Raw genomic sequence first — 17,459 nt, forward strand, 5'->3', positions numbered from 1 at the left:
GCATGGCCAACCAATTGACGTTGCTGCTGTTAGTGGCGCTGCTGGCGTCCAATGCGCTGGCGCTGGTGTGGTTACGCAGTACCGGCGCATTGATTCACCCCTTGTCGCGACAGTTCGTGATCGAGCGCCTGGTCACCGCCTATCAGGTCGCGGACAGCCTGGGCGCGGCCGATGCCCAGCGCTTACTGGCGTCAATGGGCAGCGCCGATACGCATTTCTGGGTGGCTGCCGAGGCCGAAGTCGAGCCGTTCGCCATGCACCCGGAGGAGCAGCGGCTGAGCGATGAAGTACGCGCGCACTTGGCCTTGCCCGAGGCCAGGGGCATCAGCCAGCAACTGGAGCGCGTCAGCGGCAGCCAGGCCCGCGGGCACTTGTTCACCCCGGCAGGCTGGGCGCCGTTGCGCTTGCGCAGCAGTATCGGCCTGCGCGACGGCCGCTACCTGAACATTGTCCAGCACCCGGTATCGGCCTATGAAATGCGCCGTTTGCTGGCCTATTCGCTGCCGGTTACCAGCCTGCCTTTGTTGTTGATCGTGGTGTTCTTCATGCGGCGCATCGTGCGCCCGGTCAAGGCCCTGGCCCAGGCGACCGAGCGGGTCAGCCGGGGTGAGTGGATCGCTCCCTTGCCGCTGTCGGGGCCCCAGGAAGCCCGCGACCTGACCACTGCTTTCAATCTGATGCAGGAGCGCATTGCCCGGCACGTCGAGGGTCGCACGCGCATGCTCGCGGCAGTCAGCCATGACCTCAATACGCCGATCACTGAGTTGCGTTTGCAGCTCGAATTGTTGGAAGAAGGTAGCGCTCGGGACGACATGTTGGAAAGCCTCGACGAACTGCGCGCGATGGTCCGTGAAACCCTGGATTTCGTGCGTGGCGACGCGGTGCAAGAAGCAACCGTGACGGTCTCGTTGACGGAATTGCTCGACGACCTGGCCAAGCGCTACCGCACCCTGGGCCAGCCGGTGGTGTGGAACGGCGGCCCGCCGTTGTGTTGCCAATGCCGGCCCCTGGCGCTCAAACGCGCCCTGACCAACCTGATCGACAACGCCGTGCATCATGGTGGAGACGCCAGCCTGCGCATTTACGCAGACGGGCCGGAAATGGTGCGCATCGAGGTGCTCGACCATGGCCCAGGAATCACGCCCAGTTGGTTAGAGCAGGTCTTTGAACCCTTCGTGCAATTGAGCCCGGGTGGCGGTGATACTCGTAATGGCGGCGGTGTAGGGCTGGGCTTGGCCATCGCCAGGGCCTGCGTACAGGCCCACGGCGGCGAGCTGACCCTGGAGAATCGCCCGCCGGCGGGGTTATGTGCGGTGGTGCGTTTGCCCGCGCTTTAGAACGTCAACGTGGTGCCTAGCCAGAACGTACGCCCATAGTTGACCGTGCCGTAGGTTTCGTCGTCCAGGCGCTTGTCCGTCAAGTTGTAGACGGCAGCGTTGACCGCCAGGTGAGTGGTCAGCTCATAGGAGCCACCCACGTCGGCGGTGGTATAGGCCGGGGACGCTTCATCGGCTAGGGTGTTGCCGTACTCGCGGCCATAGTAATTGAGCGAGGTCCAGGCCTGAGCGCGGTCGTTGATGTCCCAATCGGCCCGCACGTTGGCTTTGCGCTCGGGGGTCAGGGCCAGTGGCGCGCCGGCATTGGCGCCGCTTTTCTGTTCGGAGTCGGTATAGGTGTAGTTGGCTTTCAAAGCCAAGGCAGGGTTGACCTGCCAGCGGCCATTGAGCTCGAGGCCCTGGATGACCGCTTTGTCTACATTGACCCGTTCCATGACGATCAAGCCGTTGGACACCCGGTCGGTGGTGACGGTCGAGAGTTTGTCCTTGAAGTCGTTGTAGAACACTGTGGCCCCTGCGGACAAATCGTCGCGGTTGGACCACAGCAAGGACATTTCGTAGTTGGTGCTCGATTCTGGCTTGAGCCCCGAGTTACCGAACATCACAAAACGGTTGCGGCGAATCACCGCGTAATCGTCGATCACCGCGCGCAGCTCCGGGGCTTTGAAGCCGCGGGCCACACCGCCTTTTAGCGTCCAGGCGTCATCCAGGTGCCAAACCCCATAGACCCTTGGGTTCAAGTGCGAGCCGAACTGCTCGTGGTGGTCCAGGCGCAGCCCGGTGGTCAGCGCAAAACTGTCGGTGAGCGCCCACTCGTCTTCAGCGAACAGCGCTTTTTGCACCACCGAATATTCGTAGTTCACCCGGTCGCCCAGGCCTTGGTTCCAGTCGCTTAATGTGCCCTCGTTCCATTGCAGGCCGGCCGAAGTAATGTGCTGCTCGGTGGGGATGACCAGTTTGGCGTCCAGGACCGTATTGCGGATTTCCGGTTTGCGCCCCAATACGTCGGTTTGGGTAGCGCTGGCTTTGCCTTCACGGGTGGTCTTTTCATGGGCGAGCGACACGCTGGAGGTCGCCCAATCCCAGCGCCCTTCATGGGACAGTGACCAGTGGTCGCGGCGGTTTTCCTGTTCGCGCGTGGCCCAGTTGGGGCTTACGCCGTCGCCGTTTTTCAGGCGCGTAGAACCCACTTCCAGCAGCAGGTCCTGGTCTGGGGTTGGGGTCAATGCCAGGCGGGTGGTCAGGTCCTTATGGTCGGCCTTGGTGAAGCCGTTGGTTTGCTCGACGTTATCGTCGGCCTGACGGTCCAGGTAGCGCCCCCACACTTGCAAGCCCAGCCAGTCCTGCTTGATCGGGCCATTGAGGTAGAACTGGGTCTGCCGAGCGTTGCCCTGGTCGCTGTGCTGGCGTGCCGAGTAATCGTAAGACACTGAACCGCCCCATTGCGGTGAGACTTTACGGGTGATGATGTTGATGACCCCGCCAATGGCGTCTGAGCCATACAGCGAAGACATGGGGCCGCGGACCACTTCAATGCGTTCGATGGCGGCGGCGGGGGGCACGAAGCTTTGCTCGTAGCCGCTGTTGCCATTGACCCGAGATTCGCGGCCGCTCTGGCGTTTGCCGTCGACCATGATCAAGGTGTAGTCAGCCGGCATGCCACGAATGCTGATGTCGGTTTCGTTGGCTCCACCATTGACCACTACCCCTTCGACATCGCGCACGGCGTCGCCCAGGTCGCGAATCGAGCGCTTGCGCAGATCATCGCCGTCAATGATGGTCACTGAGGCCGGCGCATCTTCAAGGTTCTGCTCATAGCCTGACGCGGTGACCACCATCTCTTCAAGCACCGTCACTGGCGCGGCTGCAGTGGGCAGGGTTTCGGCGTGTAGGGCCGTGCTGGTCAGGCAGGCCAGCGACAGTTTGACCAGCACGGCAACAGGCCGCAGGCAATGAGAACGATGCATGGGGTGTCCTTCAAAGGTTCGCGTAAAAGCGAATCGTATGCATCCTCAGTCATAAAGGTTGGACAAGGTGTGACAGTTTTTCCCCAGCTCGGCCCTCGGCTAACCGCCAAGCATGAAAGTTGCATCAGGTAACAAACCCGGAGGGGTGGAGGAGGTGATGGCTATATGATATTCGTGTACAGTGGCGCCCCCGCCCTTCCCAAGACCTTCGCACGCCCCCTAAGCTGCGCTTTTTACCGAGAACGACCTTGGACATAAACTATATAGGCGCCTACGCGGGCATCACCGTGATGTTACCCACCGCGCTGGTGTTGGGCTTTTGGCTATGGGCCGCTGGTTCCCGGCGCCTGGCGCTGTACTGGGCAATGAGCCTGGCGGCGGCCTACGCGGTCGTGGGCGGCAGCAAGCTGTTGTTCAAAGGCTGGGGCATTGGCCTGGGCAGCCTGGATATTGCGGTGTTCAGCGGCCACGCGATGCATGCCTGCCTGGTGCTACCGGTCGCCTTGAGCCTATTGGCGCGGCAGTGCGCTGGGGCGTTGCGCTGGCCGGCCGCGGTGCTTGGCCTGGTGCTGGCCTGGCTGATCAGCGCCTTTATCGTGGCACCTCTGGTGCACCCGTTGCCCGAAGCGATTGCCGGGGCCCTGGTGGGCAGCCTCGCGGGGTTGGCGTTCTTGTTCGCCGCCGAGTCGCGGCCGGTGTTGCGCATCCCGCCCTTCGCGTTGATCCAGGGCGCTCTGGTGATCTTGCTCGTGGCGGTGCTGCCCAAGTACAACGCCGAGGCGTTGCTCAACAGCCTTGCCACGACGCTGTCGGGTGCCGAGGCGGCCTTTCTCAAGCCCCACTGGCGGCAGTGACCACACTGTCGCCTTTGAATCGCAGCTCCGCGCAGAGACCGCCAGCGGGTCTATTGTGCAGGTGCAGGCTGGCGCCCAATTTGCGAACGACCATGTCTACAATCGCCAAGCCCAGGCCGGCGCCCTGGTGGTTGCCCTGGCTGTAGAAGCGCTCCAGCAGCCGCGCTGCCTGGGGTTCGTCGATACCGGGGCCGGCATCCTCGATCCGCAGGTGCACACTGGCATCGGCCTGGCGCAGCAGGGTGACCCGTACCTCGCTGGCGGCCGGGGCGAAATTCAGGGCGTTGGTGAGCAGGTTCTGCAAAGCGATAGTTATCGCGGCGGGAGCGCTATGCAACAAGCAATCTTGCGGGCTGTCGAGTACCAACTCGACCTGCTTGTGCAGCGCCAGGGGCGTCAGTTCGGCGAGTTCTTCGCGCACCAGGGTGCCCAACTCGAAGGTCTGCAGCTCGCTGCCCTCCAGACGCGGCTCCAAGCGCGCCAGAGTCAGGAGTTGGCTGGCGATGCGGGCGGCGCGGTCGACGCCCAGCACCAGGAAGTCCAGCGCTTCATCGCGCTGCGCCGCAGTTGGCGCCTGACGGGCGTTTTGCGCGTGAATGCGCAGGACGGTCAAGGGTGTACGCAGTTCGTGGGCCGCGTCGGCGATAAAGCGCCGCTCGCGGCCAAGCAGGTTGTCGATCTGCTGCAACAGCCGGTTCAAAGCGGTCTGCATTGGCTGCAGCTCCTTGGGCAGCGGCGCTAAGTCCAAGGCGGCCAGGCTTTCGGGCGCACGCCCACGGATTACCCGGGCCATGCGTTGCAATGGCTGCAGGCCCCAGCCAATCGCCAGCCAGATGGCCAGGGCCAGCAGGGGCACGCCGAGCAGGGTCGGCCACAGGGTATGGCGCACGATGCGCTGGATCAGGTCCTGGCGCACATCGTCGCGCTCGCCCACCCAGATCAGCAGCCCTTGCTGTTGGTCGGGCAGCAGAAAGCCGCACCAGTCGCGACCGTTCTCGAGAAAATCATGGGACCCCACCGTGGCGGGCGGGGCGGCCAGCACGGGGGCCTCAGCGGAGCGCACCAGCAACTTGCCGGCGCTGTCCCAAACTTGAAATGTCAGGCGCGTCTCATAGGGGTGCGCGGCTTCGCCGCCCTCGACCCGGCTCATGGCCTGATCGAAGGCCTGGTACAGAGCGTTCAGGTCGAGATCGCCGGGGGCCTTCTGGCGCAAAACCCCCTGGAGCAAACGGGCCCCCTGGGCCAACTGTGCGTCGTAGATTTCTTCGATTTCGCGGTGGCTGTCGCGCAGGGCCAGCCAACTGATGGTCAGGTCGCCCAGCAACAACAGGCACAGCACCGGGCCGAGGATGCGCGCACGGACCGAGTTCATGCCTTGTGCTCCAGTAGGTAGCCGATGCCACGAACGGTGCGGATCAGCTCTGCAGACAGCTTTTTGCGCAGATTGTGAATCAGCACTTCCAGCGTATTGCTCTCGACGCGGTCCTGCCAACCATAGAGGGTCGAGGACAGGCGCTCGCGGGTGACCACCTTGCCAGGGCGTACCATCAATTGATGCAGCAGTTGATATTCCATGGGAGTCATTGCGACCTCTGCTCCGTGGTACAGGACCTGTTGGCAAGACGGGTCCAGGCTCACCCCGGCGTACTCCAGCAATGGCTGGGCGCGCCCCTGGCTGCGGCGTAGCAGGGCGCGCACGCGGGCTTTGAGTTCATCGACATCGAAGGGCTTGATCAAGTAGTCATCGGCGCCAGCATCCAGGCCGGCGATGCGTTCGGCGGTGCCGTCGCGGGCCGTGATGACGAGCACGGGCAGGCCCTGCTGCTCGGCGCGCAATTGGTGCAGCAGGTCGAGGCCGTCGAGGCGGGGCAGGCCGAGGTCGAGCAGCAGTAAATCGAAGCGCTCGCTGCGCAAGGCGTGTAAGGCGCTGACGCCGTCTTGCAGCCAGTCGAGGGTATAGCCTTCGCCGCCCAAGGCCACGCGAATGCCTTGGCCGACAGCACGGTCATCTTCTACAAGCAGCAGGCGCATAGGGTTTCCAGTGATCGATAGCGAGGCGCCCGGCCGGGGCCTTGCAAAAGTAGATGTAACTCTTTGTTGCTGGTTAAGCTTTCCCTAAGCTTGATTTTACACAGTAGCGGCTCCTTCACTTTAACGGATGCCCGCTATGCGTAAATTCTTGCTGATTTCCCTGTTGATCGCCAGCCCGCTGGCTGTGGCCGGCCCGCAATGCACCAGCGCCGACCGCGCGCAGTGGCAGGACCCTGCCAAGTTTCAAGAGCAGTTGAAAGCCCAGGGTTATCAGATCAGCAAATTCAAGGTCACCGATGGCAACTGCTACGAAATTTATGGCTTCGATAAAGACAAGCGCAAGGTCGAGATTTACCACGACCCAGTGTCAGGCAAAGCCGTCAAGACCGAGATCGAGTAACCATGCCCCGCGCATCGCTGCGCCTCTGGGACCCCCTGGTGCGGCTGTTTCACGCCTCGCTGGCAGGGGTCTTCGTTGCCAACTACTTCTTCAATGAAGCCGGTGGTGACTGGCATGTCTGGCTCGGTTACTACGCCGTGGCTTGGCTGGGGGTGCGGCTGGTGTGGGGCTTTATCGGCCCACGCAGCGCCCGTTGGGCCGACTTCTGGCCGACGCCAACGCGCTTGCGCGCCCACGTGCAGGCGCTGTTGGCACGCCGGCCGCTGCACCGCCTTGGCCATTCGCCCTTAGGGGCCTTGGTGATGCTGGCGATGATGCTGTGCATTTTGGGCATTGGCGTTAGCGGTTGGGCCATGCAGGAAGTCGATGCTCTGTGGGGCGCGGACTGGCCGTTGCAGATCCATGAAACCCTGGCCAACGGGCTGTGCGCGTTGGTGGCGGTGCATGTGCTGGCGGCGTTGTACGAAAGTTTTCTGGTACGTGACAACCTGCCGCTGTCGATGGTCACCGGGCGCCGCCGGGCCCTGCCCGATGAACGCGGCGACTGATCTACAGACCTTTTATCCTTGCTGATGTGGCGGACGTTTATGCGCCTAGCTCTCCCGAATTTATCTTGTTTGGCCGCGACCCTGAGCCTGCTGTTGATTTTTACCGGGGCCTGGCTCAGTCACCCCGCGCATCAATTGGCCGGGTTTGCCCAGGCCACCGTTGATGACGTGCCTGGGGCTGGCGAGGCCAAAGCGATTTACCGCAGCCGTTTTGCTTCTTCGGACCTCGACGATTTCGTGCATTCCTCGGCCGTCACCGCGCTGCCCAACGGCGGCTTGCTCTCGGTATGGTTTGCCGGCTCGCGCGAAGGCGCTGGGGATGTCGAGATCCGCGCAGCGCGCTACGACGCCAGCGCCGGCGAGTGGGGCGCGGAACAGGTGCTGGCCACCCGCGCGTCGACCCAGGCCGGAACGGGTAAGTACATCCGTAAACTGGGTAACCCGGTGGTGGCCTTGGCGCCAGACCAGCGCTTGTGGTTGTTCTATGTCTCGGTGTCGGTGGGTGGCTGGGCGGGCAGTACGGTCAACGCCATGGTCTCCAACGACCTGGGCGCCACTTGGTCGGCGCCACGCCAGTTGATCACCTCGCCGTTCATGAACATCAGCACCCTGGTGCGTGCGGCGCCGGTGTTTCACGCCGATGGCTCGATTGGCCTGCCGGTCTACCACGAATTTCTTGGCAAGTTTGCCGAGTACCTGTACCTCGGCAAGGATGGCGAGGTGATCGATAAATTTCGCATCAGCCGTGGCAAAAATGCCCTGCAACCCACGGTGGTACCCCTCGATGGGCAGCGGGCGGTGGCCCTGCTTCGTTATGCGGGCGACATCCATCATCGGGTGCTGGCCAGCCGCACCGAGGACGCCGGGCAGACCTGGAGTGCGCCGCTGCCGCTGGACCCGAGCAACCCCAACTCTTCCCTGGCCGCCGTCGGCGCCCCGGGCGGTGGGCTGTTGGTGGCCCTGAACGACCTGCGCGACGGGCGCTTTCGCTTGAGCCTGTACGGCACCGACGAGCGTATGCAGCGCTGGCGAGCACTGATCGATCTGGACCGATCACCCGACCCCCAGGGTAATCCGTTCTCCATGGAGGCTTACAAGGCAATCATTGGCGAGGGCTTTCGTGCGTCCAGCGGCGCGCGCCGCCAGGCCCTGGAGGCCGAATTTATCAGCGGCCTCGACCAGCGGGTGTGCTCAGCGCAAGGGTGTGATTTCGAGTACGAGTACCCCTATTTCATCCGCAGCCCCGACGGGCTGTATCACTTGGTTTATTCGTGGAACAACACCTTCATCAAGCACGTGACCTTTAATCAAGCCTGGTTGGCGGAGCGCCTTCTATGATTGCCCTGTGGCAAGCCCATCTCGCGTTTACCCTGGCGGTCTTTCTGCTGCTGGCGTCATTTACCGAGCACTTGCGCGCGCGCTGGGGGTTACTGGCGCTGGCCGCCTTGCTCAGCATGGCCACCATCGATGGGCTATCGCTGGCCGCCTATGTGCGCAGTCTTACCGACGACACGGCGATCACCAGCCTCGTCCTGCTCGGTTGGCTGGCGCTGCGCCGGCTGGGTTGGGCGACAGCGGGGGAGGGGCAGAAACCGTTGGCGCTTGTGGTCGTCGCGCTGCTGGCGGTGTTGCTGTACCCGGCGACGCTGGGCCTGACCTATTTCGACCCCTACCGCTGGGGGTTTAACCCGCAGCCGCTGATCCTGGCCGTGGCCTTGCTCAGCTTTGCCTTGTTGTACCTGGGCAACGCCCTGGCGGTCACTCTATTGGGAGCCGCCACCTTGGCTTTCGCCCTGCGCCTCAAACCTTCGGAAAATTATTGGGATTACTTGGTCGATCCGTTGATCGCGCTGTATGCCTGCGCGGCCGTGCTGTATGGGTTGCTACGCCAAGGCTGGCGGGCCTATCGACCGACCAGAGCAGAGGGATAGACATGGGCTGGATGCATTCACGCCGCCTGCAGTATTGGTTGGGCGCCGTCGGATTATTTTTTCTGTTATCGCTGCTAGGCCGGGTGCTGTTCTTTTTCGGCTTTTCCGGGTTGCCCGCCAGCGCCTTGGTCACCGACCCGGCGGTCCTGCCCACCCTCGGCATAGGGCTGCGTTTTGACCTACGCCTGGCGTTGCTCCTGCTGTTGCCGGTAGTGCCGTTGCTGTGGTTACCGCGCTGGAACCTGGTGACGCGGCCTCGGCTACGCTGGTTGCCCAGGGTTTATCTGGTGATGGCAGCGGCGGTTTTGACCCTGGTGCAGGTGATCGATTTCGGCCATTACGCGTATTTGGGCGTGCGCATCAATGCCAGTGTTTTGCGCTACCTGGACGACGCGCAGATTTCCCGTGACATGCTCTGGCAAAGCTATCCGGTGCTCTGGATCAGCGCTGCGTGGCTGTGCTGCGTGGCGCTGTGTGGCGTGGCCTTGCGCAAGTGGGAGCGGCTGACCCTGGACCGGGCGCGGCGGGTAGTCAGCGGGCGCGCGGCCGCCTTGGGGGCGTTGCTGGTCAGTGTCGCGGTGCTGTTGGGTTTGCTCGGCCGGCTCGACCACCTCAACCTGGAGAATCCGGTGCCCCTGCGCTGGAGCGATGCGTTTTTCTCCGGAAACAACCAAGTGGCGGCGCTGGGCCTGAACCCTGTGTTGTTCTTCTATGACACCCTCAAAGCCGGCCAATCGCGCTACGACGAGGACCAGGTGCGCGAGCACTACCCGGTGGTGGCGCACTACCTCGGGGTCACCGCACCTGACCCCAAGGCCCTGAATTTCACCCGCCAGCAGGCGCCACAGGCCTATCGGCTGGCGCCTGGCGAGCGGCCGCCGAATGTTGTGTTGGTCATGCTCGAGTCCCTCGGCACCAGCGCCGTTGGGGCCTATGGCAACCCGTTGAACCCAACCCCGAACCTGGACCAACTGGCCAGCCAGAGTTGGTTCTTCCGGCATTTCTACGTGCCCGTCACCGGCACCGCCAAAACGGTGTGGGCGAGCATCACCGGGGTGCCTGATGTGACCCGCCAGGAGACCGCCACCCGCCATCCATTGCTGACCCGCCAGCGCACGCTGATCAATGATTTTCAAGGCTATGAAAAGCTGTACCTGATCGGCGGCAATTCCGCCTGGGCCAACATGAATGCCTTGGTGCGCCGCAGCATCGACGGGGTAAAACTCTACGATGAGCGCCATTGGCAGGTCCCCGCCGTGGACGTTTGGGGGATTTCCGACCTGGACCTGTTCAAGCAAACTGACCAGATCATCCAAAGCCTGCCGCCAGACCGGCCGTTCTTCGCTTACATTCAGACAGCTGGTAATCATCGCCCGTTTACCATCCCCGCGCAGAATGACGGCTTCGAGGTGCGCCAAGTCAGCCTGGAGCAGGCCCAGGCGGCTGGCTCGCGCAGCGTGGAGCAATACAACGCGGTGCGCTTGCTGGATTTCAACATTGGCCGGCTAATGCAATTGGCCAAAGCGGGCGGCTATTACGAGAACACTATCTTTGTCTTGTTCGGCGACCACAACACCCGCATCAGCCAGATCCCGCACATGGCGCCTGCGTTTGAGCAACTGGGGTTGGAGAGCAACAACGTACCGCTGCTGATCCATGCTCCAGCCCTATTGGCCCCCAAGGTGGTCGAGGAGGCGGTCGGCCTGGCCGACCTGTTGCCTACGCTGGCGGGAATGACGGGCATGCCCTTTAGCAACGGCGCCATGGGCCGCGATATTCAACAGCCGCCGCCAGAGGGCGAGCGGGCGGTGCCGCTGGTGTTGCGCGAGGGCACGTTTCCGTTGATAGGCGCGGTGACCCAGGATTTCCTGCTGCAAATGGAGCACGACGGCACCTCACCCACGCTGCACGACCTGGCTTCAGCGACGCCGCTGCAAAACGTCGCCGAGCAACACCCGCAAGAGTTCGTGCGCCTGCGCCAACTCGCTCGGGGCCTGCACGAGACCTCGCGCCTGATGCTCTATCAGAATGTGCGTTAGCCGCGATTCAAAGTGGGCCGGTGTCATAACCGCGCAAGGCCTGGTAGTCATCGAGCTCGGTGGCCAGCACCGCAGTGATTGCCAGGACCTCGGCAACGGCGGGTAACGCCGCCAGGGCCTGGTTCAGCGCATCGCGCAGCTCGCCTGGGTCAGGGCCGTCGACACGGGTGATGTAAGGCAGCGTGGGGCTTTGCACGCTGCGTGCGATCACCCGCACACCTGCCACCTGCGCCGGGTCATGGTGCTTTAAATAAGCGAAGGTGACGCTGTCGACGGCGGCCAGATCAGCTTCACCCTGGGCGATCTGGCGCAGGCTTGCGCGGTGGCTGCCGCTGACCGCCATACGGCGAAAGAACCAGCCGTCGCGGCGGTATGGCGCCACGCTATGGCGCAGCAGGTTCATGCCGGTATTGGAGTCGTAGGCGTTGATCACCCCACGGCACCCGTGCAGCGCTGCCAGGCTTTGGCGTGGGTCGTCGGCCTTGACCAGCAGCAAGCTGCAGTGCTGCCCGCTTTCGGCATCGGGCAACTGGAAACACGGCCTGCCCACTAGCCTGACTGCGCCGTGCAAACGGGTCACCAGCGGGTAACCGCAGGTTTGCGCCAGCAGCAGGCGAGGGTGGCGCCAGAGTGCCTCGAGCTCGCCGTGAAACGGCGCTACTTCGACCCCCAGCAGCTGTGCGGTCAGTGCCAACCATTGGCTACTGGCCTGCTCGATTGCGTCAGGTGCCGTGTACATCGGTAATTGTGCAATGCTCAAAAGGGACCTCGGGTACCGGGGTGCAGTGGGCTGTCCAACTGGCTTGCAGGGCTTGGATATGATCGCGGTGTTGAGTGTCGAGGTCGTTAGACATGGCAGCGACTGCACGAGAGAGTGAGCTGCAATCTACCAAGGTTATCTATGCCCGAATAATCACATTTAGCTTGTTTTATAGAATTAAAAGTTAGATTAGGCCTGCTAGAACCCGCTGATGATTTCGATCTTGGAACCGTCGCTGAACCGCGAAAAGCGAAAAGGCGTGGGGTCGACAACCGGTTTATCGCCCGTCACCAGATCGGCCATCAAGCGCCCGGCGGCGGGGCCAATGCCAAAGCCATGGCCGGAAAACCCGGTGGCGATGTAGAAACCTGGAAAACTCTGCACGTCGGAGATCACCGGTATCGCGTCCGGCGTCGCATCGATGTAACCGGCCCAGCGCTGGGCGATGCGCGCCTGCTGGAACACCGGAAACGCCCGGGTCAGGTTGGCCAAGGCGCCGTCCGCAAGCTTTTTCGAGGGTTTGGGGTCGAGCACCCGGGCGTATTCGAATGGGCTCGGCTCATCCAGTGCCCAGCGCTCGGGCAGGCGCCCTTCGAGCCAAAAACGCTCGCCCAGGCGAAAGCTCAGTGAGCGCCATTCTTTGCTCAGGGCCAGGGTGAAATCGCGGCCGAAACGGAACGAGTCCGGCACGATGTCCACCACGTTCTCATGGCCACAGGCAACCGTGTAGCCGCCGTCCTGGCGCTTGCGTACCGCGTAATGCTTGCTCCAGATCGCCGGCTCCGGTCCGCCGGCTAAGGGTTCGGTCCGCAGCACCGAGTTCATCACTTTGAGTTGGGGCAAACGCAGGTGGTGGGCCCGGCAGAACAGGCTGGACCAGGCGCCGCCGGCCAAAACCACGGCCTTGCAGCGAATCACGCCGCGCTCGGTGACCACCGCGCTGATCGTCCCGGCCTGGGTTTCGATGCCGCGCACGGCGCATTCGGTGAGGATCCGGGCGCCACGCTCACGCGCCGCTTCGGCAATGGCTGAGGTGGCTTTTTGCGGCTCGGCGCGGCCATCCGCCGCCGTATACAGGCCGCCTTCGAGGGGCATCGACTGGCCGGGCAGCAAACGTTGCAGCTCGTTGCTGGAGAGCATGCGCGAATCCAGGTCATAACCGGCCAAGTTGTGATTCCAGCGCTCGTGGTCGGCGTACTCGGCTTGGTCGTGGCAGGCAAAGACGATGCCGGCTCGGGTGTATCCAGTGTCGCGGCCCAGGCGTTGATCCATGCCCTGCCACAGCGTCAACGCGTGGGCCATCAGCGGCACCTCACGCGGGTCGCGCCGGGAGATGCGCACCCAGCCCCAGTTGCGGCTGGACTGCTCATGGCCGATGCCGCCTTTTTCACACAGCGCCACGCGCTGTCCGCGCTCGGCCAGCTCGAGCGCCGTGGAGGCGCCAATGATGCCGCCGCCGATGACTACCACATCGACTTCAGCGGGCAGTTCAAGGTCACCGTGAACGGGTACTACGAATGGGCCGGGCATGGGCGCAGGTACTCTCGAGGTTCTGTCCGTGGATAGGCCAGGCCGGCCTTGCAGGCCTGGCGACTGAAGAATGTTCAAGCAATCGAGCGACGTGCCGAGACAGTCATTTAGCATGCTATGCAAATTTCTGCCAGGGGGCCCGCGCGAGTGTACCGTCATGACCAGCCGCTCAAGGGCGCAGACTTCCTGTTATGCGCAGCCGTGTTGGTGCTGGGCTTATTGATCACCGCGGCGGTTTGCCTCATGGCCCAAACGGCCAATCGTAAAGCGCTGCAGGCGGCCTTCGAGCTGGCCGTAGACGAACGGGTCAGCCGTCTGCAGCGGCGCTTTACGGTCCAGGATTTAAAGCTGGACAACGTTCGACGCTTTTTCATCAATGCCGACGAAGTCACCCGCAAGGAATTTCTAGGCTTTGTCGAGCCATTGGCGGATGAGGGCGAATCCTACGGTTGGGTTCGGCGGGTTCGCCACCACGAGCTGAAGGCCTTCGAGCGTCAAGCGCTCAGGCTTGGCGTGGAGAATCTTGTCTACCATGACAGCGACCCGCTCAACGGGGCGCGCGTGCCGATGCAACAGCGCCCCGAGCACTTTATCGTCACCTACCTGTTGAACCGCGATGGCCTGAACGTGGCCCCGGGGTTAGACATCGCCTCGCGCCCAGGGCGCTCGATGCTGCTGGAAAGCGCCCGGATGAACCGCGAATTGGGTGTCTCCGACCCCTTGGTGCTGAGCAACGGCCAGGTGGGTGTGGTCTTCTACACGCCAGTGTTCACCGACGGTTTGCCGGCTTACCCGGGTGATGACGGGTTGCGCGGCTTCGCCACCGCGGCCGTGGGGGTGACCTACCTGATGGAGCATGGCATTCCGGCCCAGAGCCTGCGCAACCTTAGCATCAGCCTGGCCCATGCCAATGCGACACTGCCCAGCGATGAGCTCTACCACAGCGTCGCCGTGGCGGCAGCGTCGGACCTCAATGCCCAACGCACTTTGCTGGTGGCCAATCAGCGCTACCAGTTGAACTTGCGCCCCACCGAGCATTTTCTCCAGGCCAACGGCAACGTCCTGTCGTTGTATGTGATCAGCGCCAGCGGCGGCTTGCTGTCGCTGCTCTTGACTTGGATCGTCTACCTGTTGATCAGCCAGCGCTCTCGGGCCTTCCGGCTGGTGGAAAGCCGTACCGCCGAGTTGCGCACCTTGAGTACCACCGATCACCTGACTGGGGTGTATAACCGGCGTTACTTCGAGCAATCGGTGGTGCGCTTGTTAGAGCACAGCCAAGACGGCACGCCGCCGTTGTCGCTGATCATGTTCGATGTCGATCACTTCAAGAAGGTCAACGACGCCTGGGGCCATGAGGGCGGTGACACGGTGCTCAAGAACCTCTGCGCACGCGTACTTGGCGCGACCCGAAGCGGCGATATGTTATGCCGCACAGGCGGCGAGGAATTCACCTTGGTGTGCCCCGGCACTGCGCTGGAAGCGGCGGCATTCTTGGCCGAAAAGCTGCGCACGCTGATGGCCGCTACCCCGTTTCCCCAGGTAGGCCCCATCACCTGTAGCTTCGGCGTGGCCCAGTGGGCCGCGCCGGAGTCCCTCGACCAGTTGACCCGCCGGGTCGACGCCGCCATGTATCAGGCCAAGGCCGGCGGTCGTGACCAAGTTGTAACGGACGGCCTCTCAGCCGCCTGACAAGGCCTTGAGCACCTCGTTGCGCAGGTTGTGCAGGTGCTGACGCATGGCCGCCGTGCCGGCCTGAGCATCGCGTCGGCGCAGGGCGTCGATCACGTCCAGGTGCTCTTCATGGTTTTCCTTCTGCCGATGCAGTGGGCTGTGCAAGCGAAACAGGCGGGCATTGGCGCGCAATTGCACCAACATCTTGACCAACACCCGGTTGCCCGAGGCTTCGGCGATAAAGTTGTGCAGGCGGTCGTCGAAGTGCCAGTGGCTGCTTTCGTCGTGTTCGCCCTTGGACAGTGCGTCGAGTTCGCTGGCCAGGGTTTCCAGCGCGGCTTGGTCGATACGTTCCACGGCTTTGCTGATCGCCTCGCACTCCAGCAGCTCGCGCAGGGCCATGCTGTCGAAGTATTCCTTGGTGTCGACTGCGCGCACTGCATAGGAGCGGGCCCCGCGACGCACCAGCAGGCCTTCGCCGGCCAACCGAACCAGCGCTTCACGCATGGGCGTGCGCGACACCTGAAGCTCGTCAGCCAGGCGTGATTCGGACATTTCGCTGTCCCCTGGAATCTTGCGTTCCAGGATCAACTCGCGTAGCAGCTGGTAGATCTGCTCTGACAGGCTGGAAGATTTCAGATAAAGCGGTTTGGCTGCCATGAGGGCGGCCAACGCATGGTCTTGGTGGTCCGGCATGGAAGTCTTCGGGTCCATTGAAAGTAGGGGGTGAGCATTGGCCATAGGGCCTTGGCGAGGAGTGTAATCGGCCGCGCCAGGCAGGTCGACTGTGGGGGCTCAAGCCACCGGCGGAAGGGGCGCTTTCGCAGAGGGCGCATTGGCCGGGCCGCTGTCGCGGTCGGTGCGGTAAGCCTGGGCATAATGGCGTTCGATCCGCCGTTGCAGGAAATCCCAGAGTGTCGTGAGAATCAGGTAGTAGGTGGCGGCGACCATAAACAGCTCCAGCACCATGAATTTTTCCTGGATCAGCATCTGCGTACGGCGCAATAACTCTTCCATGGAGATCACCGAGGCAATCGAGGTGGTCTTGAGCAGGCTGTTGAAGCTGTTGCCCAGGGTCGGCAGAATCAGCCGCATGGTTTGCGGGAAGATGACGAAGCGCAGCACCGCCAGGCCTCGAAAGCCCAACGCCTTGGCCGCGTTGAGTTGCCCGGGCGCAATGGCTTGGACGCCACCGCGGATGATTTCCGCCAGGTAGGCCGCCTCATTCAGGACCAAGCCGAGGAGCACCGACTCCAGCACGTTGAAACGGATGCCCAACTGCGGTAAACCCGTGTAGATGATGATCAACTGCACCAGCAGTGGGGTGCCACGAAACACCCAGGTGTAAGCCCGCGCTGGCAACGACAACCAAGGCCGTGGCGACAGGCGCGCATAGGCCAGCAGTGTGCCTAGCAGCAGGCCCCCGAGCATTCCGGCCAGGGTCAGGCAGACGGTATAAACAGCGCCCATCAGCAAAAAGGGGTTGCCGAGGTATTCGAAATAGCCCGTCCAGCTCCAGCCCTGATTCATCGTTAATACCTGTGTCGTTGAGTTTACGAGGAGGGGCCCTGGGCGGTGAAAGCGCCTGGGGTGCTTTGGGCGCCATAGCGTTTGAACAGCGCCTCCAGGCTACCGTCTGCACGCATGTCGTTGAGCACCTTGGCCGCTGCGTTGGCCAGGGCCTGGTCTTTGAAGGCGAGCGCGACGGGGGTGGGCTCAAGGCCGGCGATGACTTGCTTGAAGTTGCCTTGGCGCTGGTACTCGGCGGCGACTGAGTCCAGGCTCACGACGGCCTGCACTTGGCCGGCGCGCAAGGCCTGGAAGGCGATGGCAAAATTATCGAAGGTGCGCACGTCGATGGGTTTGAGCCCTTTGGCCACCAGTTCGGCGCTGGCTGTCTTGATCGATTTTTCCTCGAACCCACCTATTTCTACGCCCACGCTTTGCCCGGCCAGATCGTCCAGTGCGGCGATGTTACCGGGGTTGCTGGGCAGCGCCGAAAGGCTGATCGCCTGGTTTTCGTAGGGGATCATCCACATGATTTTCGCCCGTTCGGGGGTGAAGAAGATCCCCGTGTTGATCATGTCCCAACGCCGCCCCTGCAGGCCTGGCACCATCGCGGAAAATTCGATACGGGTGTAATCGGCCTGCAAACAAAGGCGCTTGGCGATCTCGGTGCCCAATTCGATGCGCATGCCCTTGAGCTCACCACTGGCGTCGACGAATTGCAGCGGCGGCAAGGTGGGGTTAGTGGCCATGCTCAGGTGCCCTGGGTTGATCAGGGCCGCTTGCGTGGGTGTTGCACACTCGGCGGCAAAGGTTGAAGCACAAAACAACAACGAAGCGAGCAAACCAGCATTACACGAACGGCGCAGGTTAGATTTCATGGTG

At 62.8% G+C, this 17,459-nt stretch carries 16 protein-coding genes; 8 read left to right on the forward strand and 8 right to left on the reverse strand.

Annotation, left to right across the window (positions count from 1 at the left end; genetic code table 11):
- The first annotated feature begins 2 nt into the window (after positions 1-2).
- Entirely contained in the window at positions 3-1,337 is a 1,335-nt protein-coding gene (locus QCL65_RS10865) for an ATP-binding protein (protein WP_407316225.1), read from the forward strand.
- On the opposite strand, the gene QCL65_RS10870 is transcribed toward QCL65_RS10865, so the two are convergent.
- Positions 1,334-3,304 carry a TonB-dependent receptor domain-containing protein gene (locus tag QCL65_RS10870; RefSeq protein ID WP_407316226.1) on the reverse strand — a complete coding sequence of 657 codons (1,971 nt, stop codon included), beginning with the start codon at positions 3,302-3,304 and terminating at the stop codon, positions 1,334-1,336. The two genes, QCL65_RS10865 and QCL65_RS10870, sit on opposite strands and share 4 nt — an antisense overlap.
- A gap of 248 nt (positions 3,305-3,552) precedes the next feature.
- On the opposite strand from QCL65_RS10870, the gene QCL65_RS10875 reads away from it, so the two are divergent.
- Positions 3,553-4,158, forward strand: coding sequence for a hypothetical protein (locus QCL65_RS10875; RefSeq protein ID WP_407316227.1), 606 nt, complete (start codon positions 3,553-3,555; stop codon positions 4,156-4,158).
- On the opposite strand, the gene QCL65_RS10880 is transcribed toward QCL65_RS10875, so the two are convergent.
- Positions 4,136-5,530 (reverse strand): ATP-binding protein, encoded by a 1,395-nt coding sequence (locus QCL65_RS10880; protein ID WP_407316228.1) that lies wholly within the window; start codon positions 5,528-5,530, stop codon positions 4,136-4,138. The genes QCL65_RS10875 and QCL65_RS10880 overlap by 23 nt on opposite strands.
- Positions 5,527-6,189: a response regulator gene (locus QCL65_RS10885; RefSeq protein ID WP_407316229.1), complete on the reverse strand. Its 663-nt coding sequence runs from the start codon at positions 6,187-6,189 to the stop codon at positions 5,527-5,529. Before QCL65_RS10885 ends, QCL65_RS10880 begins: the two co-directional genes overlap by 4 nt.
- Positions 6,190-6,325: 136 nt before the next feature.
- Between QCL65_RS10885 and QCL65_RS10890 the strand changes: the two genes are divergently transcribed.
- The 5 genes from QCL65_RS10890 to QCL65_RS10910 are packed head-to-tail and all read left to right on the forward strand — an operon-like array spanning position 6,326 to position 11,107.
- Positions 6,326-6,589, forward strand: coding sequence for a PepSY domain-containing protein (locus QCL65_RS10890; RefSeq protein ID WP_407316230.1), 264 nt, complete (start codon positions 6,326-6,328; stop codon positions 6,587-6,589).
- 2 nt (positions 6,590-6,591) lie between these two features.
- Positions 6,592-7,137, forward strand: coding sequence for a cytochrome b/b6 domain-containing protein (locus tag QCL65_RS10895; RefSeq protein ID WP_407316231.1), 546 nt, complete (start codon positions 6,592-6,594; stop codon positions 7,135-7,137).
- 39 nt (positions 7,138-7,176) lie between these two features.
- Positions 7,177-8,475, forward strand: a complete 1,299-nt coding sequence (locus QCL65_RS10900) for an exo-alpha-sialidase (RefSeq protein ID WP_407316232.1) — start codon at positions 7,177-7,179, stop codon at positions 8,473-8,475.
- Positions 8,472-9,068 carry a hypothetical protein gene (locus QCL65_RS10905; RefSeq protein ID WP_407316233.1) on the forward strand — a complete coding sequence of 199 codons (597 nt, stop codon included), beginning with the start codon at positions 8,472-8,474 and terminating at the stop codon, positions 9,066-9,068. Before QCL65_RS10900 ends, QCL65_RS10905 begins: the two co-directional genes overlap by 4 nt.
- 2 nt (positions 9,069-9,070) lie before the next feature.
- Positions 9,071-11,107: an LTA synthase family protein gene (locus QCL65_RS10910; protein WP_407316234.1), complete on the forward strand. Its 2,037-nt coding sequence runs from the start codon at positions 9,071-9,073 to the stop codon at positions 11,105-11,107.
- Positions 11,108-11,114: 7 nt separating this feature from the next.
- On the opposite strand, the gene QCL65_RS10915 is transcribed toward QCL65_RS10910, so the two are convergent.
- Positions 11,115-11,846, reverse strand: coding sequence for a phosphate/phosphite/phosphonate ABC transporter substrate-binding protein (locus tag QCL65_RS10915; RefSeq protein WP_407316793.1), 732 nt, complete (start codon positions 11,844-11,846; stop codon positions 11,115-11,117).
- A gap of 219 nt (positions 11,847-12,065) precedes the next feature.
- Complete coding sequence (locus tag QCL65_RS10920) at positions 12,066-13,397, reverse strand: NAD(P)/FAD-dependent oxidoreductase (RefSeq protein ID WP_407316235.1); 1,332 nt, start codon at positions 13,395-13,397, stop codon at positions 12,066-12,068.
- A gap of 147 nt (positions 13,398-13,544) precedes the next feature.
- Here QCL65_RS10920 and QCL65_RS10925 point away from each other — a divergent pair, with 147 nt between their 5' ends.
- Positions 13,545-15,086, forward strand: coding sequence for a diguanylate cyclase (locus tag QCL65_RS10925; RefSeq protein ID WP_407316236.1), 1,542 nt, complete (start codon positions 13,545-13,547; stop codon positions 15,084-15,086).
- Here QCL65_RS10925 and QCL65_RS10930 read toward each other — a convergent pair.
- The 3 genes from QCL65_RS10930 to QCL65_RS10940 all read right to left on the reverse strand — a co-directional run bounded on the left by QCL65_RS10930 (position 15,075) and on the right by QCL65_RS10940 (position 17,455).
- Positions 15,075-15,764 carry a GntR family transcriptional regulator gene (locus QCL65_RS10930; RefSeq protein WP_407316237.1) on the reverse strand — a complete coding sequence of 230 codons (690 nt, stop codon included), beginning with the start codon at positions 15,762-15,764 and terminating at the stop codon, positions 15,075-15,077. The two genes, QCL65_RS10925 and QCL65_RS10930, sit on opposite strands and share 12 nt — an antisense overlap.
- A gap of 99 nt (positions 15,765-15,863) precedes the next feature.
- Positions 15,864-16,598: an amino acid ABC transporter permease gene (locus QCL65_RS10935; protein WP_407316238.1), complete on the reverse strand. Its 735-nt coding sequence runs from the start codon at positions 16,596-16,598 to the stop codon at positions 15,864-15,866.
- Between the two features lie 23 nt (positions 16,599-16,621).
- A complete protein-coding gene (locus QCL65_RS10940) occupies positions 16,622-17,455 on the reverse strand; it encodes an ABC transporter substrate-binding protein (protein WP_407316239.1) in 834 nt (277 codons plus the stop codon).
- Positions 17,456-17,459 lie beyond the last annotated feature (4 nt).

It is taken from the genome of Pseudomonas sp. nanlin1 (genome assembly GCF_045571515.1).
GTDB lineage: Bacteria > Pseudomonadota > Gammaproteobacteria > Pseudomonadales > Pseudomonadaceae > Aquipseudomonas.

What these genes read in the sequence shown, in the direction of transcription:
- QCL65_RS10885 (WP_407316229.1), bottom strand. Translation starts at nt 6,189, where the DNA reads ATGCGCCTGCTGCTTGTAGAAGATGACCGTGCTGTCGGCCAAGGCATT.
- QCL65_RS10880 (WP_407316228.1), bottom strand. Translation starts at nt 5,530, where the DNA reads ATGAACTCGGTCCGTGCGCGCATCCTCGGCCCGGTGCTGTGCCTGTTG.
- QCL65_RS10870 (WP_407316226.1), bottom strand. Translation starts at nt 3,304, where the DNA reads ATGCATCGTTCTCATTGCCTGCGGCCTGTTGCCGTGCTGGTCAAACTG.
- QCL65_RS10895 (WP_407316231.1), top strand. Translation starts at nt 6,592, where the DNA reads ATGCCCCGCGCATCGCTGCGCCTCTGGGACCCCCTGGTGCGGCTGTTT.
- QCL65_RS10905 (WP_407316233.1), top strand. Translation starts at nt 8,472, where the DNA reads ATGATTGCCCTGTGGCAAGCCCATCTCGCGTTTACCCTGGCGGTCTTT.
- QCL65_RS10890 (WP_407316230.1), top strand. Translation starts at nt 6,326, where the DNA reads ATGCGTAAATTCTTGCTGATTTCCCTGTTGATCGCCAGCCCGCTGGCT.
- QCL65_RS10910 (WP_407316234.1), top strand. Translation starts at nt 9,071, where the DNA reads ATGGGCTGGATGCATTCACGCCGCCTGCAGTATTGGTTGGGCGCCGTC.
- QCL65_RS10920 (WP_407316235.1), bottom strand. Translation starts at nt 13,397, where the DNA reads ATGCCCGGCCCATTCGTAGTACCCGTTCACGGTGACCTTGAACTGCCC.
- QCL65_RS10940 (WP_407316239.1), bottom strand. Translation starts at nt 17,455, where the DNA reads ATGAAATCTAACCTGCGCCGTTCGTGTAATGCTGGTTTGCTCGCTTCG.
- QCL65_RS10930 (WP_407316237.1), bottom strand. Translation starts at nt 15,764, where the DNA reads ATGCCGGACCACCAAGACCATGCGTTGGCCGCCCTCATGGCAGCCAAA.
- QCL65_RS10865 (WP_407316225.1), top strand. Translation starts at nt 3, where the DNA reads ATGGCCAACCAATTGACGTTGCTGCTGTTAGTGGCGCTGCTGGCGTCC.
- QCL65_RS10915 (WP_407316793.1), bottom strand. Translation starts at nt 11,846, where the DNA reads ATGTACACGGCACCTGACGCAATCGAGCAGGCCAGTAGCCAATGGTTG.
- QCL65_RS10935 (WP_407316238.1), bottom strand. Translation starts at nt 16,598, where the DNA reads ATGAATCAGGGCTGGAGCTGGACGGGCTATTTCGAATACCTCGGCAAC.
- QCL65_RS10900 (WP_407316232.1), top strand. Translation starts at nt 7,177, where the DNA reads ATGCGCCTAGCTCTCCCGAATTTATCTTGTTTGGCCGCGACCCTGAGC.